A 17,950-nucleotide genomic window follows, 5' to 3' on the forward strand; every position below is an offset into this window, starting at 1 on the left:
GCTCTCGAGTATATACAGACGGCCACACGGGGACGTCGTCGCCTTCAAGTCTCGCAGTCGGCCGGCGCTGAACGCCGCCCGGTCGAGCTCCGGCGCGCCATCACCTCCCGGAGTGCTCGCATCGCTCATCGCCGACCGAGTGATTGACCCGCGTGATACGTATCGCGACCAGCTCGGGAGCCGTCGCCTGCTCTCGCCGACTTGGTCGGGACTTCTATCGGCGGGTGGGCACACTGGACGCATGACCGCAGCGGCAAGACTCTTCGCCCGTTTGGGGGGAGAACGGCGGGACGGGACGTGGCGGCCCATGAGCGAGGGTCGGCCCCGGTCGGCCCACCGGGGCGACCGCTCGATCAGCCGGTGTTCGCGGGAAGTGCCCATAAGCACTGGGCGGCCTACCAGCCCCTGGCGCGCCACTCGGGGATGGACGGGCGCTCGGCTCCGAGCGTCGAGTCCTTGCCGTGGCCGGGGTAGATCGTCGTCGCGTCCGGGAGCGGGCCGAAGATCTTCGCCTCCAAGTCGTCCATCAGGGAGTTGAAGTCGGTCGGGTTTGTCGTCCGCCCAGGACCCCCGGGGAACAGGGAGTCGCCCGTGAAGAGGTGGCCGCCGTCCTCCGCGTAGTACAGCGCGATCGACCCCGGTGTGTGCCCGACCAGGTGGATGACGGAGAGCGCGCAGGTCCCGACCTGCAGCGTGTCGCCCTCGCTCAGCGTGCCCGTGACCACGGGGATCTCCGGGGCGTCGGCGGGATGGGCCAGGGACTCGGCCCCGGTCGCGGCGACCACCTCCTCCAGGGCGATCCAGTGGTCCGGGTGCCGGTGGGTGGTCACGACCGCGCGGATGCCGCCCGGTTCGATGAACCGCAGCAGCCGTGGGGCCTCGTTGGCCGCGTCGACCAGCACGGCGTCGCCGGTCGCGCGGTCGCGGAGCAGGTACGCGTTGTTGTCCATCGGGCCGACCGACAGGGACGTGATCTCGAGTCCGGTGCTCATTTCCAGGCCTCCAGGTTGGGCCGGTCGCCGGTCAGGTCGGCGCCGTCGCTGCGGCCCGTGAGCCAGGCGGCCAGGGCGTGGATCTCGCCGGTGACGGTCGGGGCGTCGGGGACGGTCAGCAGCGTGGTGCCGTCGGGGGTGGTCAGGGTGGCGGCGCGGGGGGTGGCCGGGTCGTGCAGGAGGCGGCGGGAGAACGCTTCGGGCCAGTCCGACGGCTGGTAGGTGGCGGCCAGGTCGACGTGGTGCAGTTCGACCTCGCAGAGGCGGGACCAGACCAGGCGGGCGGCGGGGATCTCGGTGCCGGAGGGCAGGGCGACCGTCGCCGACCAGGCTTCGGGCGGGAGGGCGTCGATCGCGGTGGCCAGGCGGGTGGCGGCGGCGGCCAGGTCGGCGCGCTGGGCCTCGGCGGGGCGGCCGGCGCCCGTTTCGATGTCGGCCTCGCGGGCGGCCGGGGAGGCGTAGGCGGGGGTGCGGACGCCGGTGCGGGCCCAGGTCAGCAGGTTGATGTACGCGTCGGCGTTGCGGGCCAGGTGGGTCACCACGTGGCCGCGGGTCCAGCCCGGGCACAGGGACGGCGGGGCGAGGTCCAGGTCTTCGACGGTGGTGAGGAGGCGGGTGGTGGCCCGCTCCAGCTCGGCGTTGAGGGCCAGCGGATCGGCGGTCACGCCGTCCACACTATCGCTGCCGGACGCCCACCTCGCGTGGGAGGTCGCCGACGGCCCAGTGGAGTTCGTCCTCCCAGTCGGCGACGCTGAGGTCGACGGTCTCGAAGGACAGGCGGGCGCCGATGGGCTTGCCGAGGTACCCCGCGAAAAGATCATGCACCGCGACGAGCCGCTGGCCGACGCCGAAGGCCGCGGGGTCGGTGCCGGTGGCCGGGCGGACCTCGAGGCGGCCGTAGACGCCCATGTCCGCGTCCGTGCCGCGCTCCTCGACGATCACGTCCAGGATCTCGTCCTCGGCACCGACGTGGAAGCCGTAGGACACCCCGCCGAACGTCAGCCAGAACCGCATGAGCGAGTCGTCCTGACCGGGGGAGACGTGCCACTGGACATCGGCCCGTTCGAGGCGGAGGCCGACGGCGCCGGCCAGCACATGCGAGGGGAGCACGTCCCCGACCATAGCCCCGATATTCGGTTTCGCGTTGCGGACGCGCTACCTACCGTGGGTTTCCGAACACGAGTTCGGATCAGATCGGAAGGGTGACCGTGACCATCGACCTGTCGGCCCTCGGGTGGGACGACGGCTTCGCCGAGTTCTACGGGCGCGCGTTCGCGCTGCCGGGGCATCGGCCCGCCCGGGTGAGCCGGGTGGACCGGGGCGTCTGCACGGCGCTGACCGCCGCCGGGCCCGTGCGCGCCAGTGTGGCCGGGGGGCTGCTGGCCCGGGCCGCGCACGATCCGCGGGCGCTGCCGTGCGCGGGCGACTGGCTGGTGGTGCGCGAGTGGCCGGACGGGAAAGTCACAGCTGAGGCTGTACTCCCGCGAAGAACGGCAATTGTTCGTGCCACGGCCGGCGAGGACTCTTTCGGCCAGGTGCTCGCGGCCAACATCGACGCCGTCGCGGTCGTCGAGCCGGTCGACCCGTCGCCCGACATCGGCCGGATCGAGCGCCTCCTGGCCCTGGCCTGGGAGTCGGGGGCGCGGCCGCATCTCGTGCTGACGAAGGCCGACCTGGCCGCGGACCCGGAGGCCCTCGCCCTGCAGATGCCCGGGCGGGAGTCGGGAGTGACGGTGCACGCGGTCAGCGCGCGGACCGGGCTGGGCATCGACGGGCTGCGGCACCTGGTCGCGCCCGGGCGCACGCTGGGGCTGCTCGGGCAGTCCGGGGCCGGCAAGTCGAGCCTCGTCAATGCCCTCGCGGGGGCGCCGGTGATGCGGACCCGGGCGCTGCGGGCCGACGGGCGGGGGCGCCACACGACCACCTACCGGGCGCTGATACCGATGCCCGGCGGCGGTGCGGTCCTGGACACGCCCGGCGTCCGGCTGGTCGGCATGTTCGACGCCGCCGCCGGCCTCGACCGCGCGTTCGGCGATGTGACGCTGCTCGCGCAGGGCTGCCGCTTCCAGGACTGCCGGCACGGTGAGGAGCCCGGATGCGCCGTCCGGGCCGCCGTCGAGGACGGCGAGCTGAGCGCCCGGCGTTACGCCAGTTGGCAGAAACTGCAAAAAGAGCAGAAGCTGGCATCGGTACGGCGGGTGCGTCGCGAAAACCGCGAACGTCGACGGCCGGCCAGGGGATGAGCAGCCGCGTTTCCCCCGTTCGAGCACCGCCGGACGGGCCGCGGCCAAAAAATGTCATACCCCCTGGCTAGAGTTGTCGGCTGGCACCGGGACGGTGTTCCAAACCGGACGAATACTGCCAAGGGGAAGCATGTCCGACCGCTTGATCATCCGTGGCGCACGGGAGCACAACCTCCGCGACGTCAGCCTTGACCTGCCGCGCGACGCGATGATCGTGTTCACCGGGCTCTCCGGCTCGGGCAAGTCGAGCCTGGCGTTCGACACGATCTTCGCCGAGGGCCAGCGGCGTTACGTGGAGTCGCTGTCGTCCTACGCACGGCAGTTCCTCGGCCAGATGGACAAGCCCGACGTGGACTTCATCGAGGGCCTGTCCCCGGCGGTCTCCATCGACCAGAAGTCGACCTCGCGCAACCCGCGCTCGACGGTCGGCACCATCACGGAGGTCTACGACTACCTCCGGCTGCTCTACGCGCGGGTCGGCGAGCCGCACTGCCCCGTCTGCGGTGAGCTGATCACCAAGCAGACGCCGCAGCAGATCGTCGACCGGGTCCTCGCCATGGAGGAGGGCACCCGGTTCCAGGTGCTCGCGCCGGTCGTGCGGGGCCGCAAGGGGGAGTATGTCGACCTGTTCGCCGAGCTGCAGTCCAAGGGCTACGCCCGGGCCCGCATCGACGGCGTCGTGCACCCGCTGACCGAGCCGCCGAAGCTCAAGAAGCAGGAGAAGCACACCATCGAGGTGGTCGTCGACCGGCTCGCGGTGAAGCACACGGCCAAGCAGCGGCTCACCGACTCGGTGGAGACCGCGCTCAAGCTGGCCGCCGGCATCGTGATCCTGGAGTTCGTCGACCGGCCCGAGGACGACGAGCACCGCGAGCGGCTGTTCTCCGAGCACCTCGCCTGCCCCAACGAGCACCCGCTGTCGATCGAGGACCTCGAGCCGCGGTCGTTCTCGTTCAACGCGCCCTACGGCGCTTGCCCCGACTGCACCGGCATCGGCACCAAGAAAGAGGTCGACCCGGAGCTGATCATCCCGGACCCGGAGCGCACGCTGCGCGACGGCGCCGTGGCTCCCTGGGCGACCGGGCACACGCTGGACTACTTCCTGCGGCTCCTCGAAGCGCTCGGTGACGAGGAGGGCTTCAGCCTCGACACGCCGTGGCAGGGGATCTCCTCGCGGGGCCAGAAGGCGATCCTCTACGGCTCCGAGGACCAGGTCCACGTCCGCTACCGCAACAAGTACGGCCGGGAGCGCTCCTACTACACCGGCTTCGAAGGCGTGATCCAGTGGATCGAGCGGCGGCACGCCGACACCGAGAGTGACTGGTCCCGGGACAAGTACGAGGGGTACATGCGGGACGTCCCCTGCGGCACCTGCGGTGGCACCCGGCTCAAGCCCGAGATCCTGGCCGTCACGATCGACGGGCGCAGCATCGCCGAGGTCTGCAACCTCTCCGTCGGCGAGTGCGCGGACCTGCTGGGCCGCATGGAGCTCACCGACCGGCAGAAGATGATCGCCGAGCGGGTGCTCAAGGAGATCAACGCCCGGCTGCGCTTCCTGGTCGACGTCGGCCTCGACTACCTCTCCCTCGACCGGGCGTCCGGCACGCTGTCCGGCGGCGAGGCCCAGCGCATCCGGCTGGCGACGCAGATCGGCTCGGGCCTGGTCGGCGTGCTCTATGTGCTCGACGAGCCCAGCATCGGCCTGCACCAGCGCGACAACCACCGGCTCATCGAGACCCTGACGCGGCTGAAGAGCCTCGGCAACACGCTGATCGTCGTCGAGCACGACGAGGACACGATCCGCACCGCCGACTGGATCGTCGACATCGGCCCCGGCGCCGGCGAGCACGGCGGCCGGGTCGTGCACAGCGGGCCCTATGAGGGGCTGATCGCGAGCGAGGAGTCGGTGACCGGGGCGTATCTGGCCGGCCGCCGCAGCATCCCGACGCCGGAGATCCGCCGCCCCCGCACCCCGGGCCGCGAGCTCGTCGTGGTCGGCGCGCGCGAGCACAACCTGCACAACCTGACCGTGCCGTTCCCGCTGGGCCAGTTCACGGCCGTCACCGGGGTCTCCGGCTCCGGCAAGTCGACGCTGGTCAACGACATCCTGCACGCCGTGCTGGCCAACACCGTCAACGGCGCCCGGATGGTCCCCGGCCGGCACACCCGCATCTCCGGGCTCGACCTGGTCGACAAGGTCGTCGGCGTGGACCAGTCGCCGATCGGCCGCACGCCGCGGTCCAACCCGGCCACCTACACCGGCGTCTTCGACAACATCCGCAAGCTCTTCGCCGAGACGACCGAGGCGAAGGTGCGCGGCTACGGCCCCGGCCGTTTCTCGTTCAACGTCAAGGGCGGCCGCTGCGAGGCGTGCGCCGGTGACGGCACGATCAAGATCGAGATGAACTTCCTGCCCGACGTCTACGTCCCGTGCGAGGTGTGCAAGGGCGCACGGTACAACCGCGAGACGCTGGAAGTGCACTACAAGGGCCGGACGATCGCCGAGATCCTGGACATGCCGATCGAGGAGGCGTCCGGCTTCTTCGAGGCCATCCCGGCGATCCACCGCCACCTGAAGACCCTGGTCGACGTCGGCCTCGGCTACGTGCGCCTGGGCCAGCCCGCCCCGACCCTCTCCGGCGGCGAGGCCCAGCGCGTGAAGCTCGCCTCGGAGCTGCAGAAACGCTCGACCGGCCGCACCGTCTACGTCCTGGACGAGCCCACCACCGGCCTGCACTTCGAGGACATCCGCAAGCTGCTGATCGTCCTGCAGGGCCTGGTGGACAAGGGCAACACGGTCATCGTCATCGAGCACAACCTCGACGTCATCAAGGCCGCCGACTGGATCATCGACATGGGCCCCGAGGGCGGCCACAAGGGCGGCACGGTCGTCGCGGTCGGCACCCCGGAGGAGGTCGCCGAGCTGCCCGAGAGCTACACCGGCCAATACCTCCGCCACGTCCTGGGCCTCGAGGGCGACCCCACCGGCGACCCGTCCGCCCGCGACCGAGCCGCCCAGTCCAACGGCACCAAGCCGCCGGCCACCGCCCGCAAGACCGCCACCGCCCCGGCCAAGTCGGCCCCAGCCAAGTCCACTCCGGCCAAGTCCACTCCGGCCCGAGCCACCGCGACGAAGGCCACCACCGCGAAGGCCACCCCGGCCCGCGCGACAGCGACGAAGGCCACGGCCGCGAACACCACGGCCGCGAAGGCCACGGCGGCGAAGGCCACGGCGGCGAAGACGACGGCGACGGCCGCGAAGGCCACGGGGGCGACGGCCGCGAAGAAAGCGGCACCGCGCAAGACGGCCGCGAAGAAGGCGACGACGAAGAGCTGACCACCGATCGGCGACGCGGAGGCCCGGGCACACGCAGTTCTCGGGCCTCCGCGCGCTATCCCGGGCACACGCAGTTCTCGGGCCTCCGCGCGCTATCCCGGGCCTGGGCATGCGGTCCCGGGTTTCCGCGACCTTCTGCCGCCTTCGTCGCACCCACTGTTCGTGCGTCGCTCCCACCGTTCGTGTCGCCGGCGTCCGCCAGCCCGGTGCAGCGGGTGATGGTGGACGCGACGGGAGCGTGCGACGCGTTCGCGGCCGGCTTCCTCATGCTCTGGCTCGGCGTTTCACGATGAGTCGGACCATCAGCACGTCCGGCGCGGTTGGCTCGCACCCGTCCGTAGCCCGACTCGCCACGCCCATCCACTTCGCCACATACCTACCGCGCGGCTGCGCCATCTGAGCCGCTCAGTCGCCTTCCGCACGTGAGCGCCCGTTTGCCGCTGAGCGCGTGACATTTCGCCAAGCCCCTGTGCTTGCGGTGCCCATCGGTCCTGACAGGCCGCTCGGACGCTCTCCGCACGCCGACTTCTGGTGCCGCCTGGACGCATGACCGGCCGCTGGTCCTGTGCGTGCTGAGCTCGCGCGGCCGCAATAGATCAGGCGCCGGCCTCTCTCGCGCGGGCGCCTGAAGTCGGGCGTCGGCCTCTCTCGCGCGGGCGCCTGAAGTCGGGCCGCCGGCCTCTCCCGTGCGGGCGCGTGAAGTCGGGCGCCGGCCCTCTCGCGCGGGCGCGCGAAGCCGGGCGCCGGCCCTCTCGCGCGGGCGCGATACAAGTCAGGTGCCGGCCTCTCTCGCGCGGGCGTAATACAAGTCAGGTGCCGGCCTCTCTCGCGCGGGCGTAATACAAGTCAGGCGCCGGCCCGCCTCGGGTGGGCGCGCTAAGTCGGGAGCTGATCCGCCACGGGTGGTCACGATAAGTCGGGCGCTCCGCACCGCGACTTATCGGATTTATACGGTGTCAGGCGACATATCCATTACGCCCGTTTCAACCGCGACACCGCACTGAGGAGGCGCCGCCGGTCAGCCTGCATCGGCCGGGCGCGCGGAGGTGGGCGGGGGTGGCCGGCGTTGATCGGCGGTGGTCAGGTAGCGCTGCTACGGTGGCCGCTGGCGAGGCTGACCTCAGGAGGAACCGCGTGCCGCAAGAGGACGTCTTCAACCTTTGTTCCGGGCGCCGGGCGCTACTGCTCGGCGCGAGTGCGATGGGCATCGCCGTGCTGACCGGGTGTGGCGGGGACGACGACACGCCGTCGAGCGCCGGTGGCAACCCGGGTGGCTCCAGTGCGCCCGCGGCGCCGGCCACGACCGGGGGCAACCCGTTCGACGACAACGGGTCGTCGGGTGGGGGTGGCCAGCAGGTGCCCGGCAATTCGCTGATCGCGGTGGGCGAGGTGCCGGTCGGCGGCGGCGTGATCGTCAAGGACTCGGTGCTGGTGCTGCAGCCGACCAAGGGGGCCTTCAAGGCGTACGAGGCGGCCTGCCCCCACGAGGGCGCGATCCTCGACCCGCCGTTCGACGGCAATCCGATCATCATGTGCCCGCGGCACAACTCGAAGTTCAAGGTCGCCGACGGCAGCAAGGTGTCGGGGCCGGCGCCGCGCGGGCTGAAGAGCGTCAGGGTGGACGTGAAGAGCGGGTACGTCGTTCGCGGGTAGCCGTCACTGTCCGTAATGACACGATTGCGAATTGGGTGCCGAACTCCCAGTTTTTGTTGAGCATTGAACCGTACCCTCCATGATCTGTGTATCTCTGGATGCAAAGCGCCGTAAAGCACCGCGAAGCATCGCCCAGCGCCGCAAAGCGTCGCAGCCCGCGGGGCACACGACCATTGGAGGAGCTAGATGAGTGAGACGACCCGCCGTGCGGTACTCGCCGGGGCGGCCGGCGTGACGGCAGTGACCGTCCTGGCCGCCTGTGGGGACGACGACAGTGGATCGGACAGCACTGCGAGCTCCGGTTCGACCCCAGGCGCCCCGATCGCCAAGAAGGCCGACATCCCGGTCGGTGGAGGAAAAATCGTTACAGCCGACGGGGGTACTGTCATCACGCAGCCCGAAGCCGGGACGTACAAGGCCTTCACGGCCATCTGCACGCACCAGAACTGCGTGGTGACGAGCGTCGCCGACAACACCATCGACTGCAAGTGCCACGGCAGCTCGTTCTCGGCGAAGGACGGCTCGGTGACCAGCAAGCCGGCGACGAAGCCGCTGAAGGAGAAGACCCTCAGGTTCGAGGGCGACGACATCTATGTGACCGGCTGAGCCGCGATCGTCCCGGGCCGGTCGCCGCTCATCGGTGACCGGCCCGCGAATTTTGTCGTACCCCCCGGATAGTCTCGAACCGTGCCTGACCCGTCCACGTATCGACCGGCACCGGGGACCATTCCGGACACCCCGGGTGTCTACCGTTTCTACGACCCGTCCGGGCGGGTCATCTACGTGGGCAAGGCCAAGAGCCTCCGGCAGCGGCTCAGCAGCTACTTCGCCGATCTGTGGACACTGCACTCGCGCACGCAGCAGATGGTGACGACGGCCGCGCGGGTCGACTGGGTGACCGTCGGCACCGAGGTCGAGGCGCTGCAGCTGGAATACAACTGGATCAAGGCCTACGACCCGCGGTTCAACGTCAGATACCGCGACGACAAGAGCTACCCCTATCTCGCCGTCACCCTCGACGAGGCCTATCCGCGGCTGCAGGTCATGCGCGGGTCGAAGCGCAAGGGCGTGCGCTACTTCGGGCCATACGCGCACGCCTGGGCCATCCGCGAGGTGCTCGACCTGCTGCTGCGCGTCTTCCCGGCGCGCACGTGCTCCGCGGGTGTCTTCAAGCGGGCCGGGCAGATCGGGCGGCCGTGCCTGCTGGGCTACATCGGCAAGTGTTCGGCCCCGTGCGTCGACCGGGTGAGTGAGGCCGAGCACCGGGACATCGTCGAGGCCTTCTGCGACTTCATGGCCGGCAAGACCGACTCGATGGTCAAGCAGCTCGAGCGGGAGATGTATCAGGCCTCGGACGAGCTGGACTTCGAGCGCGCGGCGCGGCTGCGCGACGATCTGGGTGCGCTGCGACGGGCGATGGAGAAGCAGGCCGTCGTGCTCGGGGACGGTACCGATGCCGATGTCGTCGCTTTTGCCGACGATCCGCTCGAAGCGGCCGTGCAGGTGTTCCACGTGCGGGGCGGGCGGGTCCGGGGCCAGCGCGGCTGGATCGTGGAGAAGACGGAAGAGCTGACCCAGGGCGATCTCGTGCACCACTTCTGCACGCAGATCTACGGCAGTGAGGCCGGGGCCGACGCCGGTGACCTGCCGCGCGAGCTGCTCGTGCCGGAGCTGCCGGCCGACGTCGACGCGCTCGCGGACTGGCTCAGCAAGCTGCGGGGGAGCCGGGTCGCCATTCGTGTACCGCAACGAGGTGACAAGAAGACCCTCGCGGAAACGGTCGCCCGCAACGCCGAGCAGGCCCTCCAGCAGCACAAACTGCGCCGGGCCGGCGACCTCAGCACGCGCAGCAAGGCCCTGGAGGAGATCGCCGAGGCGCTCACGATGCCGACGGCGCCGCTGCGCATCGAGTGCTACGACATCTCGCAGATCCAGGGCACGGACGTGGTCGCCAGCATGGTCGTGTTCGAGGACGGGCTGTCGCGCAAGAGCGAATACCGGCGCTTCGCGATCAACGGCGCGACGGATGACGTGTCGGCGATCTCGGAGGTGCTGCGGCGGCGGTTCGCGCGCTACCTCGACGCCAAGGTCGAGATCGACGAGGCCGCGGAGACCGACCCGTCCCGCCCCGGCATCGACCCGACGACCGGGCGCCCCCGCAAGTTCGCCTACCCGCCCCAGCTGGTCGTCGTCGACGGCGGCCAGCCCCAGGTCAACGCGGCCGCGCAGGTGCTGCTCGACCTCGGCATCGACGACATCGTGGTGTGCGGCCTAGCCAAGCGCCTGGAGGAGGTGTGGTTGCCGGACGACGAGTTCCCGGTCATCCTGCCGCGCGCCTCCGAGGGCCTCTACCTGCTGCAGCGGGTCCGCGACGAGGCGCACCGCTTCGCCATCACCTACCACCGGCAGAAGCGCTCCAAGCGCATGACCACGTCCGCCCTCGACGAGGTGCCCGGCCTCGGCGAGATCCGCCGCAAGGCGCTGCTGCGCCACTTCGGTTCCCTCAAACGGCTGAAGTCCGCCACCCTGGACGAGATCGCCGAGGTCCCCGGCATCGGCCGCCGCACCGCGGAAGCGATCCAGGCCGCCCTCAACGGCGACCCCTTGGCCTCCGCCCGCCCGCCCGCCGACGCCATCACCCCACCGATCGCGACCACCTACGAGCCCGCCAACGCCGACGCCGCTCACGCTGACCCCCCACACGCCGCTGACGCCGCTGGCACCCCGCACGTCGCTGACGCCGCTGGCGCTGCCGCCGCGCCCGCCACCGCCCACGATGACGCCGCGCCCGCTATCGACGCCACCACCGCACACGCCGCTGACGCCGATGCCGCTCGCGCTGGCACCCCGCCCGCCGTTGATGCCGCCACCGCACACGCCGCTGGCACCCCGCACGCTGCTGACACAGGCGCTGCGAACGCTGTTGGCCCGGCCGGCGAGGACGCCGACGCGAGCGATCCCCACGCCACCCCGTCTGCCGGTGACGCTGCCGCCGCGGACGCTGTTGACCATGCGGACGAGGACGTTGTTGTCGAGCGGCACGCCTCCTCGGCCGAGCGGGACGTGTCCGGCGAAAACGTCGTCGTCGAGGGGCGCGCGGTAGGGGACGGGGGCGTGGCATCTGACGGGCTCGCTGACGCTGAGGGGGTTCGAGTTCGCGGCTGACGGATGCCTCGCGTCGGCCGGGTGGGGTTCGTCTCGTTCGGGTTCGCGGCCGGCGTCGGTCGGCACTGCGGCTTTGGGGGCGGGGGGTGGTGCGCTGCACGGCTGGCGGGGTCGCCTCGGCGCGGAGTGGGTCGGCGGGTTCGGCAGCGGTGTGTGGTCGTGGGGATGCGGGGTGTGGTGGGGTGGACCGGGCTGGTGGGTTGCTCGGGAGCGGTTGGCGGGAACCTGGGGTGGGGTTGGTGACACGGATGGGGGACATGGGGCTTCGGGTTCCGGTGGGGTTGGGAGATTCGCGACACGCCCGAACGCGGGTCGGGAGCGCTGGAAACGTGGTCCGGGCTGGGGAAGTAGTGGCGGGTGCGGGGTTGGGCGGGGATACCGCGAACTAGTGCAAACCGACCGACTGTCCGATGCCGATGCGCGAACGACATAAACTCGTCGACGTGTCGAGAGAAGGTGACGTGCCCAGAGACGCCGGCGGGTCCGGTGGTGGGGTGCTACCGGCGGGGGGTGACGGTGTGGAGCGGGACGGGGCCGGGGAGGCGTTCGACGAGATCGTCGACCCCGACGAAGGGGTGCTGCCGGGGCGGAACACCACCGACCTCGTGATCGTGACCGGCGTGTCGGGTGGCGGGCGGAGCACCGTCGCGCGGGCGCTGGAGAACGTCGGGTACTACGTCGTCGACAACCTGCCGCAGGCGCTCCTGCTCGACATGGCCGAGCTCGCCCACGCCGCGCAGGGGGCCGTCCGGCGGACCGCGATGGTGCTCGACGTGCGCAGCCACGCGTTCTCGACCGACCTGCCGGGCGCGGTGAAGTCGCTGCGGGAGCGGGGGTTCAACCCGCGGATGGTGTTCGTCGACGCCGACGACGAGGTGCTGATCCGGCGGTTCGAGAGCGTGCGGCGCTCCCACCCGCTGCAGGGGGCCGGGCGGCTGTCCGACGGGATCTCGGCCGAGCGGAAGCTGCTGCAGGAGGCCCGTGAGCAGGCCGACGTCCTGATCGACACCAGCCACCTCAACGTGAATCAGCTGCGCGGGCGCATCGAGGAGATGTTCGGCGAGGAGGACACGACCCAGATCCGGGTCACCGTCCTGTCGTTCGGCTTCAAGTACGGTCTGCCGCCCGACGCCGACTTCGTGCTCGACGCGCGGTTCCTGCCCAACCCGTACTGGGTGCCGGAGCTGCGCGAACACACCGGGCGGGAGACCGACGTCAGCCGCTACGTGCTCGGGCAGCGCGGGGCGATCACGTTCGTGGAGACCTACGCCCGGCTGATCAACGCGACCGCGCCCGGGTTCGAGCGCGAGGGCAAGCGATACCTGACGATCGCCGTCGGCTGCACCGGTGGCAAGCACCGCAGTGTCGCCATCGCCGAGGAGCTCGCGCGGCGGCTGCGGGAGATGCGGCTGTCGGCGTCGCCCCAGCACCGCGACCTGGGACGCGAATGACGAGCCGGCAGACCGGCGGCAACGGTGCCGCCCGGAAACCGGCCGCCAAGGACAAGGCGGGGCCGGACGACACGACCGCGCTCGCGGGCGGCAAGACCAACGCCGCGCGGCCGACGCGCGGGCGGGCACGCGTCGCGGTGACCGCCGGCGAGCGGGGCGGCGTGGACGGCCGGACGAGTGATGCCGAGCCCGTTCGCGTGGTCGCGTTCGGTGGGGGTCACGGACTTTCCGCGACTTTGCGGGCGCTGCGCGTAGTACACCGGCAAAGGCCTTTGGAAATCACGGCCGTCGTGACGGTCGCCGACGACGGTGGGTCGAGCGGGCGGCTCCGGCAGACGCGGGACATTCTGCCGCCGGGGGATCTGCGGCAGGCGCTGGCCGCGCTGGCCGACGAGACCGCCATGGCGGAGCTGTTCCAGCACCGGTTCACCGGTGAGGACGACATCGCCGGGCACCCCGTCGGCAACCTGGTGCTCGTCGCGCTCCTCGAGCAGGCCGGAGACCCCGTGGCCGCGCTCGACCGGGCGGCGGCGATGCTGCGCTGCGGCGGGCGGGTGCTGCCGATGTCGCGGGACCCCCTGCACATCGAGGCAGATCTTTCCGACGGCGACGAGGTCGTCACCGTGCGCGGGCAGCACGAGGTCGCCGTCACCACGAAGACCATCGACCGGGTGCGGCTGACCCCGGACGCGCCCGAGGCCTGCGCCGAGGCGGTCAAGGCCGTGCGCGAGGCCGACTGGCTGCTGTTCGGGCCCGGGTCGTGGTTCACCAGCGTGATCCCGCACCTGCTCGTGCCCGGGCTGGCCGCCGCGATCACCGCCAGCCCGGCCCGGCGCCTGGTCACGCTCAACCTGGCCGCGGACAGTGAGACCGCGGGATTGACGCTGCCCGAACACCTGGCCGCACTGCATCGTTACCTTCCGGGCTTGCGGGTCGATGTAGTTCTTGCCGACGGGAAAGCCGTAGGCGACCCCGAACCGGTCCATCGTGCGGCAGAATCGCTTGGTGCCCGGCTGGTGCTGGCTCCGGTCGCCGTCGGTGACGGGGCGGCCCGGCACGACCCGCAGGCGCTGGCGGTGGCCCTCGAGCCGCTGCTGCGCGTCGACACCCCGGCCACCGGCCGCAGCAACGGCAACGGCCGCGTGGGTGCGAAGAACCAGACGAGTGCGCGAAACGCGAACGGCACGGGTAGTGCGCGCGGCAAGGACATGACGCTGAACACGAAAACCGCGAGGTGACTTCAGGATGGCGATGACCGCTGCGGTCAAGGACGAGCTGAGCCGGGTGGACGTGGCGAAGCCCTGCTGCCGGCGAGCCGAGATGGCCGCGCTGTTGCGCTTCGCGGGAGGCCTGCACATCGTCTCCGGCCGGGTGGTCGTCGAGGCGGAGCTGGACACCAACGCCGCGGCCCGCCGGCTTCGGCGCGAGGTGTCGGAGGTGTACGGGTACGGCAGCGAGATCCACGTCCTCGCGTCCGGCGGGCTGCGCAAGGCCAGCCACTTCATCGTCCGCGTGGTCAAGGACGGCGAGGCCCTGGCCCGCCAGACCGGCCTGCTCGACGTGCGCGGCCGCCCGGTGCGCGGCCTCCCGCCGCACGTCGTCTCGGCGAACATGTGCTGCGCGGTGGCCGCGTGGCGCGGTGCGTTCCTGGCCCACGGTTCGCTGACCGAGCCCGGCCGCAGCTGCGCCCTGGAGATCACCTGCCCCGGGCCCGAGGCGGCGCTCGCCCTCGTCGGCGCGGCCCGGCGGATCGGGATCACGGCCAAGGCCCGCGAGGTGCGCGGCGTCGACCGGGTCGTGGTCAAGGACGGCGACGCGATCGCCGCGCTGCTGACCCGGATCGGGGCCCACCAGAGCGTGCTGACCTGGGAGGAGCGCCGGGTCCGGCGCGAGGTCCGGGCCACCGCCAACCGGCTGGCCAACTTCGACGACGCCAACCTGCGCCGCTCGGCCCGCGCCGCGGTGGCCGCGGCCGCCCGGGTCGCCAGGGCGATGGAGATCCTCGCCGACACCGCACCCGACCACCTCTCCAGCGCCGGCACGCTGCGCCTGGAGCACCGGCAGGCGTCGCTGGAGGAGCTCGGCGCCCTGGCCGACCCGCCGCTGACCAAGGATGCGATCGCCGGCCGTATAAGGCGTCTGCTCACCCTGGCCGACAAGCGCGCCCGTGACCTGGGCATTCCGGACACCGAGTCGGCGGTCACCCCGGACATGCTGGTCGGCTGAGCGGCCCCGCCGCCGGTCGCCGCGCTTTCACAGCGACGGCCGGCTCTCATCATGCGAGTCGGTCCTCATAACGCGTGTCGGTCCGCACGACGAGAACGCGAGCGGTGGCGTGAGCAGGCGGTGGCGTGCAGCGCGCGCGAAAGCGTGCAAATCGGAAATGTCGCCTGCCACCGTATAAATCCGATAAGTGGGGGTTCAGAGTGTCTGACTTATCGGGGATGCGGCAAGGGCCGCGGCATCCCCGCGGCGGAAGGTGCGGTTCGAGGCCATCCCCTTGAGGCCGGCTCGGACGGTCGGGCTCGGACGGACGGTCGGGCTCGGATGGCGTGGACTGCGGCTCAGCCCCTTTGAGGCCGTGACCCGGGGGCCGCGGATTGTGAGGGGTGTGGTGGAGGCTTGTCTCCCCGCCTGCTTTTGGGAAACACAGCGCGGATCGTGAGGGGTGTGGTGGAGGCTTGTCTCCCCACCGCTTTTCGGCAACACAGTGGGCTCCGACACCCCCGCGAGGTCGTGACCGCTTCGAGACGATAGGGTTTCCCGTGTTCGGCGATGAAGCCGACTCGGGTCGCTCCTCGCTGTTCGATCGCCGCCGCGACACGCGGCCGGGCCCAGCATCATCGGGTGGGTCCGGACCGGCGGGACCAGGGTGGGCGAGCCAATAACACTCATCTGGCGCACGGCAACGGCAATGCGATAAAGCCGGGGTGCGACGAGTACGAGGAGATGTGTCGAAGTGACCATCCGGGTTGGCATCAACGGCTTCGGCCGTATCGGCCGCAACTTCTTCCGGGCGGCCCTGGCCAAGGGCGCGGACATCGAGGTTGTCGGCGTCAACGACCTGACCGACAACGCGACGCTGGCGCACCTGCTGAAGTACGACAGCATCCTCGGCCGGCTGGGCGAGGAGATCAAGGCGACGTCGGACGAGATCACCGTCGCGGGCAAGACCTTCAAGGCCCTCGCCGAGCGTGACCCTTCGAAGCTGCCCTGGGGCGACCTGGGCGCGGACGTCGTCATCGAGTCGACCGGCATCTTCACCGACGCCGAGAAGGCCAAGGTCCACGTGGCCGGCGGCGCCAAGAAGGTCATCATCTCGGCCCCGGCCAAGAACGAGGACCTGACAATCGTCTTCGGCGTGAACGAGGACCAGTACGACCCGGCCAAGCACACGATCATCTCCAACGCGTCGTGCACGACCAACTGCCTCGCCCCGATGGCGAAGGTCATCAACGACACGTTCGGCATCGAGCGCGGCCTCATGACCACGATCCACGCCTACACGCAGGACCAGAACCTGCAGGACGGCCCGCACAAGGACCTGCGTCGCGCCCGCGCCGCGGCCCTCAACATCGTGCCGACCTCGACCGGTGCGGCCAAGGCGATCAGCCTGGTCATCCCCGAGCTCAAGGGCAAGCTCGACGGCTACGCGCTGCGGGTGCCGATCCCCACCGGCTCGGCGACCGACCTCACGGTCACCGTCGGCCGTGACACCAGCGTCGAAGAGGTCAACGCCGCGATCAAGGCGGCCGCCGAGGGCGCCCTGGCCGGCATCCTGACCTACACCGAGGACCCGATCGTCTCCAGCGACATCGTGACCGACCCGGCGTCGTGCATCTTCGACGCGGGTCTGACCAAGGTCATCGGCAACCAGGTCAAGGTCGTCGGCTGGTACGACAACGAGTGGGGCTACAGCAACCGCCTCGTCGACGCGGTCGCCCTGGTCGGCGCCGGCCTGTGAAGACGCTCGACGACCTCCTGAGCGAGGGCGTCGCCGGTCGGCGCGTGCTGCTGCGCGCCGACCTGAACGTCCCGCTGGACGGCGACAAGATCACCGACGACGGCCGCATCCGGGCCGTGCTGCCGACCATCACCGCTCTGCGTGAGGCCGGCGCGGCGAAGATCACCGTCATGTCGCACCTCGGCCGCCCGAAGGGCGCGCCGGACCCGAAGTACACCCTCGCGCCCGTCGCGGCCCGCCTCGGCGAGCTCCTCGGGACGACGATCTCGTTCAACGAGACCGACGGCGACCTGGTGCTGCTGGAGAACCTCCGCTTCAACGCGGGGGAGACCAGCAAGGACGAGGCCGAGCGCCAGGCGTTCGCGCAGGAGCTGGCCGCGCACGGCGACGTCTACGTCGACGACGCGTTCGGCGCCGTGCACCGCAAGCACGCCAGCGTCTACGACGTGCCGGCGCTGCTCCCGCACTACAGCGGCTACCTGGTGGCCAAGGAGCTCGAGGTGCTGAGCAAGCTGACGGGTGAGGCCGAGCAGCCTTACGTCGTCGTGCTCGGCGGCTCGAAGGTCTCGGACAAGCTCGCCGTCATCGAGGCGCTGCTGCCCAAGGTCGACAAGCTCCTCATCGGCGGCGGCATGTGCTTCACCTTCCTCAAGGCCCAGGGCCACGAGGTCGGCAAGAGCCTGCTGCAGGACGAGATGGTCGACACCTGCAAGGGCCTGCTCGAGCGCGGCGGCGACAAGATCGTGCTGCCGTCCGACGTCGTCACCGCGACGGAGATCAGCAACGACGCCGCCACCAAGACGGTCGGCATCGACGCGATCCCGGCCGACGAGCTGGGCCTGGACATCGGCCCGGAGAGTGTGTCGGCGTTCGCCGGCATCCTGACCGGCGCGAAGACGGTCTTCTGGAACGGCCCGATGGGCGTGTTCGAGAAGCGCCCGTTCGAGGCCGGCACCCGCGGCGTCGCCGAGGCGATCACCAAGGTCGACGGTTTCACGGTCGTCGGCGGCGGCGACTCGGCCGCGGCCGTCCGCGCGCTGGGCATCCCGGAGGACGGCTTCAGCCACATCTCCACCGGTGGCGGCGCCTCCCTCGAGTTCCTCGAGGGCAAGGCCCTGCCGGGCATCACGGCATTGGGGGCCTGA

At 70.9% G+C, this 17,950-nt stretch carries 10 protein-coding genes and 3 pseudogenes; 10 read left to right on the top strand and 3 right to left on the bottom strand.

Annotated features, from left to right (window positions below; all coding sequences use genetic code 11):
* Positions 1–395 precede the first annotated feature (395 nt).
* Genes ACIA8L_RS14765 through ACIA8L_RS14775 form a run of 3 tightly spaced genes read right to left on the bottom strand, consistent with a single transcriptional unit; the run spans position 396 to position 2,102 of the window.
* The gene (locus ACIA8L_RS14765; RefSeq protein ID WP_395904477.1) at positions 396–992 is read right to left on the bottom strand and encodes an MBL fold metallo-hydrolase; all 597 of its coding nucleotides are present in this window, start codon (positions 990–992) and stop codon (positions 396–398) included.
* A complete protein-coding gene (locus ACIA8L_RS14770) occupies positions 989–1,657 on the bottom strand; it encodes a maleylpyruvate isomerase family mycothiol-dependent enzyme (protein WP_395904479.1) in 669 nt (222 codons plus the stop codon). The genes ACIA8L_RS14765 and ACIA8L_RS14770 overlap by 4 nt, the downstream gene beginning before the upstream one ends.
* A 10-nt stretch (positions 1,658–1,667) precedes the next feature.
* The gene (locus ACIA8L_RS14775; protein ID WP_395904480.1) at positions 1,668–2,102 is read right to left on the bottom strand and encodes a hypothetical protein; all 435 of its coding nucleotides are present in this window, start codon (positions 2,100–2,102) and stop codon (positions 1,668–1,670) included.
* Positions 2,103–2,200: 98 nt separating this feature from the next.
* On the opposite strand from ACIA8L_RS14775, the gene rsgA reads away from it, so the two are divergent.
* From rsgA to ACIA8L_RS14825, 10 genes and pseudogenes are all read left to right on the top strand, one after another.
* On the top strand, positions 2,201–3,235 hold the full coding sequence (rsgA, locus tag ACIA8L_RS14780; RefSeq protein ID WP_395906265.1) for a ribosome small subunit-dependent GTPase A: 1,035 nt from the start codon (positions 2,201–2,203) through the stop codon (positions 3,233–3,235).
* Between the two features lie 130 nt (positions 3,236–3,365).
* Positions 3,366–6,326, top strand: a pseudogene (uvrA, locus tag ACIA8L_RS14785) (excinuclease ABC subunit UvrA); the annotation flags it as partial.
* Positions 6,327–7,706: 1,380 nt separating this feature from the next.
* The gene (locus tag ACIA8L_RS14790; RefSeq protein WP_395904482.1) at positions 7,707–8,225 is read left to right on the top strand and encodes a Rieske (2Fe-2S) protein; all 519 of its coding nucleotides are present in this window, start codon (positions 7,707–7,709) and stop codon (positions 8,223–8,225) included.
* Between the two features lie 186 nt (positions 8,226–8,411).
* A complete protein-coding gene (locus tag ACIA8L_RS14795) occupies positions 8,412–8,831 on the top strand; it encodes a Rieske 2Fe-2S domain-containing protein (protein ID WP_395904484.1) in 420 nt (139 codons plus the stop codon).
* Positions 8,832–8,912: 81 nt separating this feature from the next.
* Positions 8,913–10,853: pseudogene (gene uvrC / locus ACIA8L_RS14800) on the top strand (excinuclease ABC subunit UvrC); the annotation flags it as partial.
* Between the two features lie 1,091 nt (positions 10,854–11,944).
* Positions 11,945–12,841: an RNase adapter RapZ gene (gene rapZ, locus ACIA8L_RS14805; protein ID WP_395906267.1), complete on the top strand. Its 897-nt coding sequence runs from the start codon at positions 11,945–11,947 to the stop codon at positions 12,839–12,841.
* Positions 12,842–13,002: 161 nt separating this feature from the next.
* Positions 13,003–13,938 (top strand): annotated as a pseudogene (yvcK, locus tag ACIA8L_RS14810) (uridine diphosphate-N-acetylglucosamine-binding protein YvcK); the annotation flags it as partial.
* Positions 13,939–14,086: 148 nt separating this feature from the next.
* Positions 14,087–15,067 carry a DNA-binding protein WhiA gene (whiA, locus tag ACIA8L_RS14815; RefSeq protein ID WP_395904486.1) on the top strand — a complete coding sequence of 327 codons (981 nt, stop codon included), beginning with the start codon at positions 14,087–14,089 and terminating at the stop codon, positions 15,065–15,067.
* Positions 15,068–15,800: 733 nt separating this feature from the next.
* Entirely contained in the window at positions 15,801–16,805 is a 1,005-nt protein-coding gene (gene gap / locus ACIA8L_RS14820) for a type I glyceraldehyde-3-phosphate dehydrogenase (RefSeq protein WP_395904487.1), read from the top strand.
* Positions 16,802–17,950: a phosphoglycerate kinase gene (locus ACIA8L_RS14825; RefSeq protein WP_395904489.1), complete on the top strand. Its 1,149-nt coding sequence runs from the start codon at positions 16,802–16,804 to the stop codon at positions 17,948–17,950. The genes gap and ACIA8L_RS14825 overlap by 4 nt, the downstream gene beginning before the upstream one ends.

Source organism: Dactylosporangium sp. NPDC051541 (assembly GCF_044454505.1).
Taxonomy (GTDB): Bacteria; Actinomycetota; Actinomycetes; order Mycobacteriales; family Micromonosporaceae; genus Dactylosporangium.